Genomic DNA, 16,267 nt, shown 5'->3' with positions numbered 1-16,267 from the left:
TGCGAAAGCCCTTCCGTACGGTCTAGGCTTCCTGGCGGTAGCTCTCAAGCAGATTGATAAGCTCCTGTCTTGAATGGACGCCGGCTTTCGCATAAAGGTGCTTGATGTGGGTCTCGATCGTACTCTTCGATATGACAAGCGCATCTCGCATGTAAGGAACGGACCTTCCCCGGGAGAGCAATCGCAGCACGTCAACTTCACGGGGAGAGAGCCGGTACTGCTCCGCCATGCGACCGACGGCGTCCTCATCGCTTGACGAAAGAGACGCGTTCACCGAAACCGGCGGGTTGGTAAGGTTTTTGAGCTCTTCCTGCAGACGAACGACCGCCACCAACGCGATCACGCTAACGAATACGAAAGCAAGCAGTATATGCACCAATTCTATGTGAAGATCCACAGCCGCCCTTGCAATCAACCCCGCAGCGAAGCACCCTGTCTGCACGAACCCGCGAAATATCCCGAACGCTTCGGCAGGTGCGCATAGCCCCTTTTTCGTTATTCGAGCCGCAATTATCATGAACAGGCAATCCACCGCAAACGCTACGCAAAACGAAAGCGCCAAAGAAACCGTTCCGGCATTGCGGCCCCCTGCAATAAACAGGCATATCGATAGCACGAGGATGGGAACAACCCACTGATACAAACTTGCAAAATCAATTCTTCGCGCAAAGAAAATGAGTACCAACGAAAGCGCGACGGCGAAAAGAGCGCCGATAGCGACCGCGAGGATGGAAAGCGAACCGAAAAGAAGCGAGGTCGACTCTTCCGAAAGAGCCAAGATAAAACTCGAGGCCATCGCGCAAACCATAGAAACAAGTCCAAGCCTAACCAGCAAAGACGGTAAACCTTTCTTGCTGTTGGCAAGCTTAAACGGGGGAACGACAAACGCCTCGTCTCCATGGCATACCAGCATCAAGGCCCCCGAAGCCAAAGGTATCAACGCAACAAACACTCCCGCCGCAAGGGAGGGAAGACCTATCGACAGCAAAGCCGATCCTATCACGATTATGGCAGAAGACGGAACGCATGCCTCCATGACCTCTTCGTCCAACGAGCAATAAAGCTCGCCCCACTGCACCCATAAGAAAGCAGTGAGAAGTCCCCCCACCGCCGCGCTAGCCCACGCAACAACGCCGTCGGACGCAAGCAAAAGTGCGAACGTGGAAAGGGAAACGCCAATGGGAGCAACGTAGAGCCATGCGGAATGAAGCCGCTTTTCTCGGCCCGGGCGTATTGCGAGCACGAAAAGAGCAGCAGCCGAAGCGGCCAGGGAGACAAGCCACGTTATCCCGCCAGCATCGCCGTTGTCCGACGAAAATACCGCAGGGCTGAACCACAGACAGTAGATCCACGACCACAGAAGCCCCAAGCCCAAATAACGAAGTTTCACCGTCTCTGCGAGCCGATTTAGACTTTTCGAAAGACTCAAACCGATAACCCCTTCCACTTGCTACGCCATTCTACTTGAAAAGCATGTGCCGCAACACTCCCTGAAAAAAGGGGATGCCCCCTGACCTCCCCCGATACCATTGATTTTCCTAAATCCACGCTTTGCAGCGATGCGGGCCAGCCACCATGCCGCTATGGTGAATCGCACGACGGAGCGCATTGGAGTCCGAATCGCCAATTCGCCCGCAAGCATGCATACAAGAGGAACGGACCCTCGAAAAGGGAGGAATCTATGGAATCACCGAAAATCGACCGCCGTAAGTTTCTGACGGGAGCCCTTGCCACAGGCGCGGCAACGGCACTGGGAGCCATCGGACTTACCGGCTGCTCCCCTCAAGCCAGTGAAAACGACAAGGAAAGCACTGCCTCGACGGCAGACCAGGCATCGAGCACTCCTTCGCCCGCCGACTGGCTCGGCGAAGCCCCGGCGATAACCGACGAAGACTGCTCTGAAACCATCGATACCGACGTGCTGGTCGTGGGCGCGGGATGCTCTGGATGGTTCGCCGCATGCGCCGCCGCAGAACAGGGAGCAAACGTCTTGCTCATCGAAAAGTACGAAACAGGCGCGGGAGTACGCGGATCGGCTCTTGGCGCCATCGATTCCCGCAAGCAAAAAGAAGCAGGGGTGACGATCGACAAGGAAGAGCTTCTCAACGATTACGCCCGCTACGCCTGCAACCAAAACAATATGGATCTCGTCCGCTTATGGGCTGACAATTCCGGAGAAGCCCTCGACTGGTACTGCGATCGCGTAGATGGCGTAAAAGACATTCAGGTAGACCTTGAATACAACATGCCCAGCGAAGATCTTCGCTACAAAGCCTACCCAACCGGGCACGGCACTATCATCATGCGCGAAGAAATGGGCAAAGACAACAGGAGCTGCGAAGCCACGACCGTCGAAGTGCTCACCGAGTATTTTCTCAGCTTCGCCGGCGCAAAACTCATGTACGAAACGGGCATGGATCGGCTCATCCAGAACGAAGACGGTGCCGTAGTCGGCGCATACGCATCCACTTCCGACGGAACCCGCATGCGCATCAATGCGAAGAACGGCGTCATCGTCGCCACAGGCGGCTATGCGAACAATTTCGCCATGTACGAAGCTCTACAGGGCGAATTGGTCAAAAGCCTCGTAGGCGTTGTGCCCTTCGCTAATTTCAACGCGCAGGGAGAAGGGATCAAGGCCTGCATGTGGGCCGGCGCACGGTTCGACGATGTAAAGACCACGATGGTCTTCGACCGCGGCATCATGAAGCCCGATCAAGAAATCGGGCATCCGTTCGATATGGATTTCGACTATTTCCAATTCGCAACCCAACCGTTCCTCAAGGTCGACTCTGTCGGAAATCGTATCTGCAACGAATCGAGCCCGTACGACTATGTGGTCCATGCAGCGTCGATGAAGGGAAACCGTGCCTGGTATCCGGTATGGGACGCCAATTGGAAAGAGGACGTCCATCGCTTCCATACCGTCGGTTGCTCGACGCTCGAAATCCGTGAAGGCGGAAACATTCTCGATCCCGTCAACCTTGATGGAACCGAAGCGAACATCGAAGCGAACATCGAAGCGGGAAAAGTCGTAAAAGCCGACACCATCGAAGAGCTTGCGGAAAAGCTGGGTTTTGACGTGGATGCATTCAAGAAAACCGTCGACACCTACAACAGCCTCTACGACGCCCAAGAAGACACCCAATACGGGAAAGAGGCGTTTCGCTTGTCGGAAATGCGCACGGCTCCTTTTTACGGCGTGAAGATAGGCGGCCTTGCCCTCTGCACGCTGGACGGCATAAAGATCAACACCGATTTTCAGGCATTAAACGAGAAAAACGAGCCTATCGAGGGTCTTTACGTCATCGGGAACGATTCCGGTAGCTACTACGCGCACACCTACCCCAATCTGGGTGCAGGATCCAACGCCGGCCGATGCGCAACGTTCGGTCGCATGTGCGGCAAAGCGCTCGCGAGCAAGAACAACGCTTAATCGAAAGGGGCTCCAGCCACACCCGCTGGAGCCCCTTCTTCTTTTCCGCCCTGCATCAGCCATCCGCCCGTGCCTCCCTGCCGCGCATTCCGGAATGCGCAATTCGGGAATGCGCAAGGATTGGCTGCAACGCAGACGCGCGCCCACCGCACGCATTCGGCGCTTTCGTGCGAGAATGCGCGCTCGTCAAATGTCGAGCTCAAGCGCTACCGGGCAGTGATCGCTGCCGAAAACTTCGCTGTAGATGGACGCTCCCTTTATGCGCGGAACGAGCTCATCGCTCACCAAAAAGTAATCGATGCGCCATCCCGCGTTGTTCGCGCGGGCGTTGAACCGATAGCTCCACCACGAATACGCGCCCGCGAGGTCAGGATGCGTGTGTCGGAACGTGTCGGTGAACCCCGCGTCAAGCAGTTCGGTGAACTTGCCGCGCTCCTCATCGGAAAAGCCCGCGTTGCCGCGGTTGGGGCCAGGGTTCTTCAGGTCGATCTCTTGATGGGCAACGTTGAAATCGCCGCACATCACCACGGGTTTCGGCGCCGCGGCCTGCGCGCCGGCAGGAAGGCTTCCCGCCTCGAGGCCTTTGCAGAATTCCCGAAATGCATCGTCCCATTCCATGCGATGGTCGATGCGGGCGAGCTCGTTTTGCGCGTTCGGAGTGTACACGTCGACGAACCACAGCTCTGGGAATTCGAGCGCCACCACGCGCCCCTCGGTATCAAGATGGGGCATGCCGAGTTCGTGGATGACCTGGAGGGGCTCCTCCTTGGTGAACACGGCGGTTCCCGAGTAGCCCTTGCGCTCGGCGTAACTCCAATAATCATGGTAGCCGGCCAGATCGAGATCGATCTGGCCCTCTTGAAGCTTGGTTTCCTGCAACGCAAACACATCGGCGTTGAATTCCGAGAAGATCTCCTCGAAGCCTTTCTTCATAACGGCACGCAGGCCGTTCACATTCCATGAGACGAATCGCATATGCATCTCCCGCAATCGGTTTCAATGATCGCAACCAGTATACCGAAGATGCCCCGCGTTCGCCGATGTTTCACGTGAAACATCTGTTCGTGTTCTAGCTTTCGCACCCAAAACCGATATGCGGAATTCGACCGAAGCGACCATGGTAGTCGGAGCCGCCCGTGCGTACAAGCCCGTAGCGTTCGGCAAGCTCGTCGCATGCTTCCTGATCATGCAGGTCGTGGTCGGGATGGTGCTTCTCGATGCCCCGCAACCCGCATGCCGTCAGATCGCCGACCAGCGCATAGCTGTCAAGCTGGCCGGGATGGGCAAGCACCGCAACGCCGCCGTCGGCAACGATAGCCCGCACCGCATCGCATGCATCGACGTATTCGATATCGCGCGCGCATATCCCTTCGCCTTTGAACAGGCTGCAATACAGCCCCTGATACGCATCCGATGCGTACGGCTCATCGGTAAGCGCTGCCATGAGGTGCTGCTTGTACAGCGCCGTCGATGCCAGCGCAAGCGCGTGCACCCGATCGACATCAACCTGATAGCCCGCTTCCAGCAGCCGATCAAGCTGCCATTGCGTGTTCTCGTTTCGGCGCGCAAGAAGCGGAGCGCAAAGCGCATCGACGGCAGGGGACTCGCAGGCGAGCCCGTAGCCGAGAACGTGCACCTTGCGCTTGCGGCGGCTATCCCATGCGCTGATCTCCACGCCGCCGATAACCTCGATTCCGAAATCGGCACCGAGCGCGATCGCTTCGTCGAGTCCGGCCGTCGTATCGTGATTCGTGAATGCGACATGCGAGATTCCGCGCTCCTTCACCTGGGCGAGCGCTTCGGCAAAGGTATCGGATCCGTCGGACACCGTCGTGTGCACATGGAGATCCGACCGCGCACCCGACGCAGCCGCATCTTCGAGAAAGCGCAGCATGGCCTCGGTTGCCGCGGCCCGTGCCCGCAAATCGCCTGACGCCCGCCCAGTGCGCGCAGCGGGATCCCCGCATTCTTCCCGATTCATACCATCATGCCTTCCTGCATGTTGAACTCCCTATCGCACAAGCCTTCCATGAACTCGAGGTCGTGGAATATGCCGAGCATCGTCGTGCCCTGCCCCTTCAACCGCTCGATCAGCTCGCGCACTTTGATCTTCGATGCGTTGTCAAGCGAGGCCGTCGGCTCGTCGAGCAGAAGCAAACGGGGCTGCTTGATCATGGCGGCGGCGATGTTGAGCCGAAGCTTCTCGCCTCCGGAAAACGTCCGCGGATACACGTCCCACAGATCTTCCGTCAAATCGAAATGGCGCAGCATCGCCTTGGTCTCGCGATGGCACTTCTCCTGGGCGTTGCATCCGTATGTTTCAATGGCGCTCTGCATGACGATATCATATGCGCTGCGACGGGGCAAAACGCTCAAAAACTGCGAGACGTATCCGATGTCATGGGTGCGCAGGTAGATCATCTGCCGCTGCGTTGCCCGAGCAAGATCGATCCTGCCGAATGCAGCCGAATCGTAGAGAATGGCGCCCGCTTCGGGAAGATTCGTCCGATAGATGCAGCGCAGGATCGTCGACTTTCCGCTGCCGCTTTTCCCGGTGATGCCCACGAACTCGCCGGGCATGATGTCGAGATCGACGTTCGAGCACCCTTTGATATGCCGATCGACGGCATGGATGGTAAACGATTTGGAAAGCCCCGAAATCTTGAGCAACGGCATCTGGTCCGCCTGTTCGTCAATCGACATCTGCCCGAACTCGTTCTCAGCTGCCGTCTCCTCGCCACGCGAAACCCCGGCCGCCTGCGCCGGGCGGCACTCGACGGCGCTCATCGGACCGCCTGCGCTTTCTCGAAATCGATCTGGGCAGCCTCATCCTCTGCCGCTGCAAAATCGAGCGCGCCGCGATCGGCGGACGCCTGATCGGCGGCGACAGGGGCATCGGCTGCCCGCCGTCGACGAGCGTCTCCGTCGGCCAAAACGTCCTCGAACGCGGGATAGAGGCTGCGATGCACGCACCGACCGCCGACGAACGCCTCCGTCACCACGGGAACGGACTCGTCTTCCGAAGCGCCCCGCACCGGTAGCTCCCTCACGACAATGAGATCGGCGCGCTTCCCGACCGCGATGGATCCAACCTCGTCGGATATGCCGGCGGCCTGTGCCGGATGGGCCGTTACCAACGCAAAAGCCCTCGCGAGATCAAGACCGACGATGCGATGAAGCGCAAATACAGCGCCGAGCATAGCAGCCGGATAGTAATCGCTGCACAACATGTCGATCGCATCCTCCCCCACCGCTTCACGCGCCGAGAGATTCCCTGAATGGGAATGCCCCATCATGACATTCGGCGCTCCCGCAAGCGTATGCATGCCGCGCTTGCGCGCCTCATGGGCGACGTCCATGGTAATCGGAAACTCGGATATCGCCGCATCGAGCGCCGCCATGCGATCGAGCTTTTCGATCGCGTCGTCGTCATGCGACGCAACCGAGATCCCGCGACGCCGCGCCAGCCGGGCAAGCTCGGTCATCTGGGCAAGCGAGAGCTTGTCGCTTCGCTGCTGCTCCTCGATAATACGCGCCACCTCCTGGTCGCTGATATCGCGATACCCTTTGAGCGTGTTGCCGAAAATGCCGAGATCGCTGTACTGTCCCTGTCCCGGAGTATGGTCCATGAACGAGATCATATCGACCGAGCCCGCGGCGATGCATTCTTTGATCGCATCGTAGCGATCGACCGAATCGATCTCGATGCGCAGGTGCAGCCGGTGGCGGATGAGGTGCTCTGCCTCTTCGACGCTGCGCATGGCGGACACCTCCTCAACGAGATTCATTACGTTTTCGAAATTGCGAATCGGCTTGTGATCGAAGATCGCCGCGCCGTAAACCGAAAGGGAATGGAATATCGTCGTAATCCCGTGGGCTGCCAGTTCGCGCTCCGCCTGGTAAAGCGAAGTGCGCAAGTCCATCACCACGCTCGGGCGCGGGCTTGCCACCGTTTCGATGAAATCGGAATGGACGTCGATCATACCCGGAGCAACGTAAGCGCCTCGCGCATCGACGATCGCCAAGGACGAATCATCGGTGCCGTCGGCGAGGCGGTATCCCGCACTCGGCCTGATGGCGGCGATCCTGCCGCTGCGCACGAACACATCGTGGTCGGGCAGCACCGCGTCTTCGCAGACCACCGTTCCTCCAGAGATAATGAGGGTTGTATCGTTCATGAAGCTTGCTTCCTTCTTTCGTATCGGTCTTTCGTCAACGGCACTCGGTTCGAAAGTATTCCGAGCCGAGTGCCTCGAATGCCTGCTCACAGCAGCGAATACACGAGCTGCTGGGTGTAGGCATGCTGGGGGTCTTCGAGTATCTGATCGGTGAGACCCTCCTCGATCACACGGCCATCGAGCATCACGAAGGTGCGATCGGCGAGCATGCGGATCACGCCGAGGTCGTGGCTCACCACAAGCATGCTCACGTTGAAATCACGGCGGATCTGCAGAATCAAGTCGAGCACGTTCGCCTGCACGGACAGGTCAAGCCCCGTGGTCACCTCGTCAAGCAAAAGCACCGGCGGGTTGTTCGAGAGCGCCTTGGCGATCTGGACGCGCTGCTGCATGCCACCGGAAAACGTCCGCGGCGGATCGGTTGCACGAACGGTGGGGATGTTCACCTGCCCGAGCAGCTCTTCGCCGCGCGAACGCATATGGGAGACGCTTCTGTCGCCCGAAGCGATCATCTGCTCGGCGATGTTCGAAAGCGAAGAGTAGTCCATGCGCAGGCCCAGATAGGGATTCTGATAGACCATGCCAAACACCGTGTTGCGAATGCGGCGCTTCTCCTGCGAAGAGAGTTCGAGGATGTTGCGCGCTCCCCTGTCATAGGGCTGCACGAGGATTTCTCCGCTGCTTGCCTCCTGATCGAAGTACATACACTGCATGAGCGTCGATTTCCCACTCCCCGATTCGCCCACAACTCCGACGATCTCCCCCGGATACAGCTCGAAGTCCACGTTGCGCACCGCATGCACGGTGCCGCATTTCGGGCAGCGGTTGCGCTCGAGCGGCGCTGCGGGGTCGGCGCAGTAATCGCAACCAGCGCCGAAGCTGCGCGACAAACCCGCAACCGATACGCAGGGCGTCTCTTCCATACGCTTCGCACGCACGCTCGCCCGTGGCTGCACAAGACGAACGGACGCGCCCTGATGCCGATCTTGCCGAGGGACGGCGGTGGCGCCTTCGATCACGCAGCTCGCACTAACGGTTTCCATGGACAAGACCTCCCATCGAGCGCTCTACGCGCGATGCGCAAAACGCCGTATCGTTGCAACAGTAGTACGTCTCGCCCGTTTCCTCGTCGACGAGTTCGTCAAGATAGGTGTTGGTCGCGCCGCAGATCGAACACGACTTGCCCGAAAAATCCTCGACGGAAAAGGGATGGTCGGCAAAATCGAGCGGCTCGACCACGGTGTAGGGCGGCACCGCATAGATCTTCTTTTCGCGGCCAGCACCCAGAAGCGTAAGGTTATCGCTCATGTGCAGCTTGAGCGTGTCGAAACGCGGAATCGGAGACGGCGCCATGATGTAGCGCCCGTTGACCTTCACGGGATGATCGGCCCCCGTCGTCGTCGATCCGAAACGGATGATCTGATCGAAAAGGCCAAGCCACGCACCGGTGTAATCGGCCTCGGCATGAAGCCTGCGCGTCACAGCCTCGCTCGGCTCAAAATCGCGCAGGGGCTCGGGCGTCGGCACCTGCAGCACAAGCACCTGGTCCTCCCGCAGGGGCTCTTCGGGAATGCGATGACGCGATTGGATGATGCTCGCCCGCGCAGTTTCGTCAGTGGTTTCCACATCGGTTGTCGCGCACACGAGCTTCTTGATGTTGACGGCGTTGACGCTCTCATCGGAGCCCTGGTCGATAACCTTGAGCACGTCGGCCGAACCGATGATGGCAAGCGTTACTTGCAAGCCGCCGGTTCCCCATCCGCGTCCGATCGGCATCTCGCGCGACGCAAAGGGCACCTGGTAGCCAGGGATGGCGATCCCCTTCAATATCGCCCGCCTGATCTCGCGCTTCGATGCCTCGTCGAAGAAGGCGAAGTTGTAGAGCTGTTCCATGATTGCACTCATTCCTTTTCGAAGTCGATCGATCCGTCGGCTTTTGCCGCATGGGGCGCGCCGGCGGTTCGCATCTCGTCGGACACAGCCTGCTGAGCGGCGAGGGAGCTTTCGGCAACGGACGCATCCGCACAGATGCCCGAGATGCCGTCTTCGGCACCCCTTGTTTTTCGCACAGCCGAAAGCTTCGACTGGAACGTCACGTAATGGGGCAGCTTGAGATGCGAAATGAAACCCGTCGCCTCGATGCCGTCGACGTGGTACAAGACGAACTCCTCATCCTGCGTCGGAAAGCGCTTATCTCCCTGCTCGAGGCAGTTATCAAGCACGCTCATCGCGATCGCCTTGGTTTCTCCCCGGCCGATAACCATGCCGTAGCCCAGTTCGAAGGCAAGCTCCTTCTCTCCTTGGGGGTTCTGCGTCTCCACCTCGAACAGCGATTCCACCTCGGTCACAGGGATCGACCCCACGCAATACGCATCTTCTGCCGCACCCGACCCAAGGGGATGGTCGATCGCGATCTCGATGATCCCGTGGCGCAGTTCGGCAACCGTCGGATGCGCCGGGCCGAACCCGCGGATCGCCGCATACCCAAGCGCGCCGACGGCCTGCGTCATGCCGCGCGCAAGCGTCTGCAGGCGCGCCGAGCGGGGCGCGGGAAACACGAGCGGCTCCATAGTCACATCAACGGGCTCCTCGTTGTTCGGTTCATGCTGTACAAGCAGACCCTCTTCGCGCAGGTAGTCGGCAACCTTGGGAAGCCTGCCGAAATCTCGCCCTTCGCTTTCGCAATCAAAGCCCCTCCCATCCGACTGCGCTTCGAGTTTTTCGCGCGCCTTTGCAACGACCCGCTTCTTCCACTCGCGCTTGAGGCGCTTTTTCGCCTCGTGAAGAGAATCGTCGTCTTCCTCCCGCAGGTTGAAATCGAGCAGACGGTGGGTATAATCGCGCGTTGCCCCAAGAACCTGTCCGCCGGGCACGTCTTTGAACGCCGCCGAAATTCTCCGATCGACTTCCATCGTCTTCGGCTCGATCGTCCTGCTCACATAGGGACGCTCGAGCGTCGAGCGAAAAGCCCTCAGCAGAAACACCGCTTCCTCGGGCGAGCCCTGCGCCTGCTTGAGCGCAAGCGCCGCAAGCTCGGGAGCGTAAAGGGAGCTCTCTCCCATAACCTGGTCGACGAGATCGGGGAAGGCGGATTGGATGCTTTCGACATCGATGCTTCGCCCAGACCGAACGCGCTCCCACTCAAGCAGGTTCAGGCTCTCTTCGATGGCTTCCCGACCACCTCGCACGGCAACGTATCCCATTACTTCGCACCTCCCGCAACAGCCAGTAGCGACACGAACGAGGTGCGGGGCACGGCAACCACGGCTCCTTGCTCGTCTGCAAGCACGATGTCGATGCCGCAGGGAAACTCGTCCTCGCGGCGATTCCGCGCCCACGCCCAATCGATGCGGTCGACGCCGAATACATGGGACTCCTTCACCCCGGGGCCCTCGACGGATACCCAATGCATATTCGGGTTGCCGTCGGGGGATTCGGCCCCATCGCCGCGCATCGCGATCCGTCCGCAGCCGATGAGTATCGTCGCACCGGTTTCGGGGGCGATAAGCGACCCGGCCGTAGCATGGGCGACCGCCATTTCAACGCAAGGAGCGTCCGCATCTTCAGGAACGATGACGAACGCCGACTGATCGGGCAGCACGCGCCTTGCGTGCGTTTCCGCCGACACGGCATCGGCGAGGGCCCCATCGCACCCGTTGGCAATCGAGAACGTCGTCGCCTGATCGACGAGCATGTCGATCAGCGTCGCAAGCGGCTTTCGAATTCCCGGATACCGTTTCTGCACGCCGGCCGCAAGCGGCATCATCGTCGGACGGCCAGGGCGGGCCATCGCCTCCATCACCGCCCGAAAAGACCGCTGGATACGATGGATTTCACTCAGGGCGGCATCCATCACGCATCACCGTCCATAGTCGAGAAATCAACGCGGGTCCGCTCGATCAGCGCACGATCCTTCGCCTGCTTCTCGCGCTGCCGCCGTGCTTCTTTTTCGATTCGCTGCTCCCACTTGGACATGCGCTCGAACGCTTCGCCTGATGAGAACGCCGCATCGATGAGCGCCAGGTTGTAAGCCGCGTTGCGCTTGCTGCCGAGCACGTAGCCGAACCCCATCGTGTCGGCGATTCGCACCCTGCACGAGCACATGAGCGCCTCGCCCAGATAGAAAAGGCTGTTTCGAGCGCTTTCACGCACCTTCACCATAACAAGTTCCTCACGGGGAGCATCGAGCACCTCGACGTCGCACGCCTGCTCGATTTCGGCCGCAATGGCCTGCGCGACGCCGGGGTCTCCACCCGCAAGCACGCGCGTTCGTTCGTATCGGTTCAAACTAACTCCTTGGTTCATCGTTTCCGGCCGCAAGCGCAGCCGCCTGGCATATATGTTTCATTGCGTGCGCCCGCATGACGGCCGCTTACGAATGGGCGATGTAGCGTTTCCGCAGTTTGGTCGAGGCCACTTCGAGCACGATGGCGACGGCAAGGCACAGATACACGATCAAGCCGACCTCGTGGATGTTGTAGTAGAAGCTTCCCGCCAAAAAGAGCTGGTATCCGATGCCGCCCGCCCCCGCAACCGCGCCGACCGCAACCGCATTCACGAAGTTGATTTCGAAGCGGATGAACGTCCACGAGAGCATCTCGCTCATCTTTTCGGGCACCACCGCCGAAAAGACCGTCTGCCACCACGAGGCACCGCACGAGCGCAGGGCTTCAAGTACGCCTGGGTCGATTTCTTCGAAGCTTTCCGAGTACGCCTTGACGAGATAGGCGATGCTGTGGAACAAAAGGCCGATCACCGCCGCCTCGGGGCCGAGTCCGATGGCAACCGTGAAAACGAGCACCCACAGGATCGTCGGCACAGCGCGAAAAAACGACATGAGCGCTTTGATCACGTTGCTCAGCGGTCTATTCGACAGATTGACTGCTGCGAACAGGCTCAACACGAAGGCGATAACCGCCCCGATGAACGTGGTGAGCACCGCGAGGGCCAACGATACGAAAAGGCCCGTCACCACATCGGCAAGCGTGAAATGCCCCGCAAGCCCCGGCTGCAGCATCATCATGAGAAAATCCTCAGCCGCCTGCGAGAGCGCCGCGAAGAAGGAAACCTTGCCGTAGTTCATCGTCGCAAGCGAGAACGCCGTCAGCCCCGCAAGCACGCCGAGTACAAGCGCAACGGCAGCATTCTGCTTATTCATCACGCGCGTTTTGATTTTGCCGGATCGGCTGCGCCGAACGCCCGCCGCCGCAAGCCCGACGCGCAGGGCGGACGGAGACGGAGCAGCTGCGGGCAAAGCAGCCGCATCGCTAGCCGCATCTGCCGCCAGCACCGCTTTCGCAGACGTCTCGCGCAGCGACGCGCCTCCCTCTCGCTTCGTCATATGATCTGCCTCCTGACGTAATTCGATATCGCCTCGCACGCGATCACCGCAATCACGATCATCGCAATGACGAGTCCGGCGATGTCATAGCGAAAGCTCTTGTAATACAGATCGAACACGAAACCGATGCCCGTGCCGGTAAGGATTCCAATGAGGGTCGCGTCGCGAATGTTCGTTTCGATCATGTAGAGCACCCAGCTGATGACCGACGTGATCGACATCGGAACCACCGCCTGGGCCACAATCGAAAAGTAGCTTGCTCCCGTAGCCCGCAGCGCCTCGACCGAACCTCCGCTGACCTCGTCGATGCTTTCGAGATAGCAGCGGGTCAAATATCCGAGGCTCGTTAAAAACAGCGCGAAGAACCCCGTGAATTCGCTCTGCTTGAACGAGAACAGCAGGATGAACGCCCATGCAACCACGGGAATGTTGCGAAACAGCGAGGCGACGGCGCGAACTGCAATCGAAACAGGCCCGCCGATCCCGACCGAGCGCGATCCAAGCACGGCGAACACGAACGCGAACACCGCAGCAACACAGCTTGCCGCAATGGAAACGAGCACCGTCGACGCAAGCGACGAGAGTATCTGGCCGAGCTTGCCAAACGATTCGGCCGAGGGCACGAAGTTCGCAGCCATCCAAACAATGCCGGCGGGAATATCGGCGACAGCGGCTCCGAAGTCGAACCCGACATAGCCTCCCGCAACCGCATTCGCAGCCAAGAACACGAGGAACACACCGACGATCGAAAGGCTGCGGCGGCGAAAGAAGTTCGTTTCGGCCTCCCCAGCCGATGGCGCGGATGCGCCGCCCGAAGGGGCTGCGCCGACGCCTTGGCAGGCAAGCGCCTCCCCCGCCTTGAAACGCGGTTCCGCCGCACTCATCACGCAACACCCGCCGCTGCCATGACATCGGCTTCGACCACGTCTGAAAACCCCTGCGGCTTCACGGAGCGCTCCTTCACGTACGGCGTTCCGTATATGCGGGCAATCGCTTCCGCATCGAGCTCGGCAGGCGTTCCGTCGAAGACGAGCTTCCCATCCTTGAGACCGATGATGCGATCGGAGAACTCGATGGCGTAATCGACCTGATGGAGGTTCACCAAACAGGCGATGCCCAGATCGTCAGCCGCCCATCGCAGATGCTCCATGATGGCACGCGACGATTTTGGATCGAGGCTCGCAATCGGCTCGTCGGCAAGAATGAGCAGCGGATCTTGCACGAGCGCCCGCGCAATGCCGACCCGCTGCTTCTGTCCGCCTGAAAGCTGATCGCAGCGACGATACGCGAATTCGAGAAGACCGAGCTGATCGAGGACGTCGAACGCACGGATTTTCTCTTCCTCGGAGTAGAGCGCGAGAACTCCCGCCAGGCTCGATTTGTAACCGAGCCTTCCCTGCAGCACGTTTTCGATCGCCGTCGAGCGCGACACAAGGTTGTAGTGTTGGAAAACCATGCTGACGCGACGGCGAATCTGCCGCAATTCGCGCTTGCCCAGCTTCGTCACGTCCCTGCCATCAAACTCGACGGCTCCGCTGCTCGGATCGATCAATCGGTTGATGCACCGCAAAAGCGTCGATTTTCCCGCCCCCGACGATCCGATGACCGAAACGAATTGCCCGCGCTCGACCGAAAACGAAACGCCGTCGAGGGCCTTCGCCTTTCCGGTATACGCCTTTGACACCGATTCTATGTTGAGCAATGTCTGCCGCTCCATCAGTCAATCGCCTTCTAAGCGCCGAGCTTGCGGATGGGTTCGTACCAATCGTCGGTCACTTTGACAAAGCAGCTTTTTTCAGATTCTTTCTCAAAGATTCCCTGAGCGCTTTCGTCCTCCGGATCGATGAAGATCGCCTTGTTGTCGGCAACTTCGTCCGAACAGAAGTACTCGACGATCTTGGAGCGGGTTTCCTCGTCGATCGCATCCTCGTTGAAGCACACGGGCGCATTGAGAACCGGCGTGATCGCGATGATGGTGAACTTTTTGCCGCGCACGGTATCGAACGGAGCTTCGGCATCGTCTTTCGCCTTGTAGACGGCGCCGATCGTGTTCGCTTCGCCCGATACGAGATCGAGATACATATCGACATCGACGTCATCGAACGCCGCCGCATCCGCATCGCCCGAAAGCAGGTTGACCGTCGATCCCGCATGGGAATTGCCGAACAGGACTTCGGAGAAGAAGGATCCCGCCTCGAGCAGCTGATCCGAAGAATCGAGCCCGAATTCGCTGACAATGGCGCTTGAAGGCACTTTGAATCCCGAGGTCGAGGTGGCGGAGACGAACGAGAACGACTTGCCCTTGATGTTCTCGATAGAGTAGCCGTTACCCTCTTTGTACTGATCGGCGTTTTCGACAGCCACGCAGATGCGGCTGTAATAGCAGGCGCCATCGAGCTTTCCATCCTCGTCGCTGTTGGTGAACGCCGCAAGCACCTTGGGGTTTTTCTTGTTCGCCTGCACGTATCCCTCGGCGCCCAGGAGCGCCATCTGCGCACTGCCCGACGCGATCGCCTCGATGGCCACGTTGTAATCGGTGGTGGTCATGAGTTCGGTTTCGCGTCCGCATGCCGCGGTGATCGCATTGCCGATGGCTTCGCGGGATGCCGTCAGGTCGGCCGAGGAGTTGTCGGGGAGCCACACCATGGTGATCTTTTCGGAAGCCGTTGCGCCCTGAGCAGCGTCCGCCGTTGCAGCGCCGGCCGTGCCGGCCGCGCCCGTCGCCGTACCGCCAGCCGAGCAACCCGTCATCAAAGCCAATGCACCTGCTGCTAAAACAGAAGCGCCGCCGATGACGAACCGGCGTCGGGATATCGTGCCTTCAAACATATGGCTCTCTTTCTCTCAATAGCTTGGTGTTGTTTTGTCAGTAGCGGGACCCGAAAGGCAGGGGATCAACCTATGGGAAGAGCAACGCAGAATCATCGCCTTTGGAACAACCGCTGCAAAACCCATGCTAAGCAAGCTCTGTCCGATCCCCGTCAGGCGCATGTCAAGCTTTGATCAATCTTGGGCAAACCCTGGATCACGGATTGTTCATGGCGCAGTAAAGTTGCTGGTAAACAAAGCCTTCCCGACTTGACGGGATGCTGATGCAGAAGGTCGCGCCGCCACAGGGGGCATCGGGGTGCGGAAAGCGCAACCGCGCTGTCTCCGACGCGGTGCCATACGGCGACCCACCGCCCTTTACACCTGAAAGCACCTATCGAAAGCAAGTCCCAAGACCTTTTTCACCGCTTGTGTCATCATAGGCACTGCATCGATAATGTATTCGGGAACCCGCGCGCGAACGCAAGCGCACAGCGCCGGCAC

The 16,267-nt window shown here is 59.4% G+C and carries 15 protein-coding genes; 1 reads left to right on the top strand and 14 read right to left on the bottom strand.

Translation table 11 applies throughout. The features are described from left to right. Positions 1-22: 22 nt before the first annotated feature. Positions 23-1,390, bottom strand: a complete 1,368-nt coding sequence (locus C1719_RS01115) for a helix-turn-helix transcriptional regulator (RefSeq protein ID WP_102373418.1) — start codon at positions 1,388-1,390, stop codon at positions 23-25. A gap of 291 nt (positions 1,391-1,681) precedes the next feature. On the opposite strand from C1719_RS01115, the gene C1719_RS01110 reads away from it, so the two are divergent. Continuing rightward, complete coding sequence (locus tag C1719_RS01110; protein WP_102373417.1) at positions 1,682-3,436, top strand: FAD-dependent oxidoreductase; 1,755 nt, start codon at positions 1,682-1,684, stop codon at positions 3,434-3,436. Positions 3,437-3,622: 186 nt separating this feature from the next. Here the strand turns inward: C1719_RS01110 and C1719_RS01105 are convergent, their stop codons facing one another. The 13 genes from C1719_RS01105 to C1719_RS01045 all read right to left on the bottom strand — a co-directional run bounded on the left by C1719_RS01105 (position 3,623) and on the right by C1719_RS01045 (position 15,784). Beyond that, entirely contained in the window at positions 3,623-4,411 is a 789-nt protein-coding gene (locus C1719_RS01105) for an exodeoxyribonuclease III (RefSeq protein WP_102373938.1), read from the bottom strand. Between the two features lie 94 nt (positions 4,412-4,505). Continuing rightward, on the bottom strand, positions 4,506-5,417 hold the full coding sequence (locus C1719_RS01100; protein WP_245874234.1) for a PHP domain-containing protein: 912 nt from the start codon (positions 5,415-5,417) through the stop codon (positions 4,506-4,508). Continuing rightward, positions 5,414-6,223, bottom strand: a complete 810-nt coding sequence (locus tag C1719_RS01095; RefSeq protein WP_245874233.1) for a phosphonate C-P lyase system protein PhnL — start codon at positions 6,221-6,223, stop codon at positions 5,414-5,416. Before C1719_RS01095 ends, C1719_RS01100 begins: the two co-directional genes overlap by 4 nt. Next, positions 6,220-7,614, bottom strand: a complete 1,395-nt coding sequence (locus tag C1719_RS01090; protein WP_102373416.1) for an alpha-D-ribose 1-methylphosphonate 5-triphosphate diphosphatase — start codon at positions 7,612-7,614, stop codon at positions 6,220-6,222. The genes C1719_RS01095 and C1719_RS01090 overlap by 4 nt, the downstream gene beginning before the upstream one ends. A gap of 86 nt (positions 7,615-7,700) precedes the next feature. Beyond that, positions 7,701-8,657, bottom strand: a complete 957-nt coding sequence (locus C1719_RS01085; protein ID WP_219717774.1) for an ATP-binding cassette domain-containing protein — start codon at positions 8,655-8,657, stop codon at positions 7,701-7,703. After that, a complete protein-coding gene (locus C1719_RS01080) occupies positions 8,644-9,507 on the bottom strand; it encodes an alpha-D-ribose 1-methylphosphonate 5-phosphate C-P-lyase PhnJ (RefSeq protein ID WP_102373934.1) in 864 nt (287 codons plus the stop codon). The genes C1719_RS01085 and C1719_RS01080 overlap by 14 nt, the downstream gene beginning before the upstream one ends. An 8-nt stretch (positions 9,508-9,515) precedes the next feature. After that, positions 9,516-10,817 carry a carbon-phosphorus lyase complex subunit PhnI gene (locus C1719_RS01075; protein WP_102373415.1) on the bottom strand — a complete coding sequence of 434 codons (1,302 nt, stop codon included), beginning with the start codon at positions 10,815-10,817 and terminating at the stop codon, positions 9,516-9,518. Then, a complete protein-coding gene (phnH, locus tag C1719_RS01070; protein WP_102373414.1) occupies positions 10,817-11,467 on the bottom strand; it encodes a phosphonate C-P lyase system protein PhnH in 651 nt (216 codons plus the stop codon). Before phnH ends, C1719_RS01075 begins: the two co-directional genes overlap by 1 nt. Then, positions 11,467-11,901, bottom strand: coding sequence for a phosphonate C-P lyase system protein PhnG (gene phnG / locus C1719_RS01065; RefSeq protein ID WP_245874231.1), 435 nt, complete (start codon positions 11,899-11,901; stop codon positions 11,467-11,469). Before phnG ends, phnH begins: the two co-directional genes overlap by 1 nt. An 85-nt stretch (positions 11,902-11,986) precedes the next feature. Continuing rightward, positions 11,987-12,955, bottom strand: coding sequence for a PhnE/PtxC family ABC transporter permease (locus C1719_RS01060; RefSeq protein WP_102373412.1), 969 nt, complete (start codon positions 12,953-12,955; stop codon positions 11,987-11,989). Further along, entirely contained in the window at positions 12,952-13,839 is an 888-nt protein-coding gene (locus tag C1719_RS01055; RefSeq protein ID WP_102373411.1) for a PhnE/PtxC family ABC transporter permease, read from the bottom strand. Before C1719_RS01055 ends, C1719_RS01060 begins: the two co-directional genes overlap by 4 nt. Then, the gene (gene phnC / locus C1719_RS01050) at positions 13,839-14,672 is read right to left on the bottom strand and encodes a phosphonate ABC transporter ATP-binding protein (RefSeq protein WP_102373410.1); all 834 of its coding nucleotides are present in this window, start codon (positions 14,670-14,672) and stop codon (positions 13,839-13,841) included. The genes C1719_RS01055 and phnC overlap by 1 nt, the downstream gene beginning before the upstream one ends. A 14-nt stretch (positions 14,673-14,686) precedes the next feature. Further along, positions 14,687-15,784 (bottom strand): phosphate/phosphite/phosphonate ABC transporter substrate-binding protein, encoded by a 1,098-nt coding sequence (locus C1719_RS01045; protein WP_102373409.1) that lies wholly within the window; start codon positions 15,782-15,784, stop codon positions 14,687-14,689. Between the last annotated feature and the right edge of the window lie 483 nt (positions 15,785-16,267).

The sequence above is a fragment of the Raoultibacter massiliensis genome (assembly GCF_900199545.1).
Lineage (GTDB): Bacteria > Actinomycetota > Coriobacteriia > Coriobacteriales > Eggerthellaceae > Raoultibacter > Raoultibacter massiliensis.
Note: the sequence above shows the minus strand (reverse complement) of the source record. Positions and strands in the feature narration are given on the sequence as shown.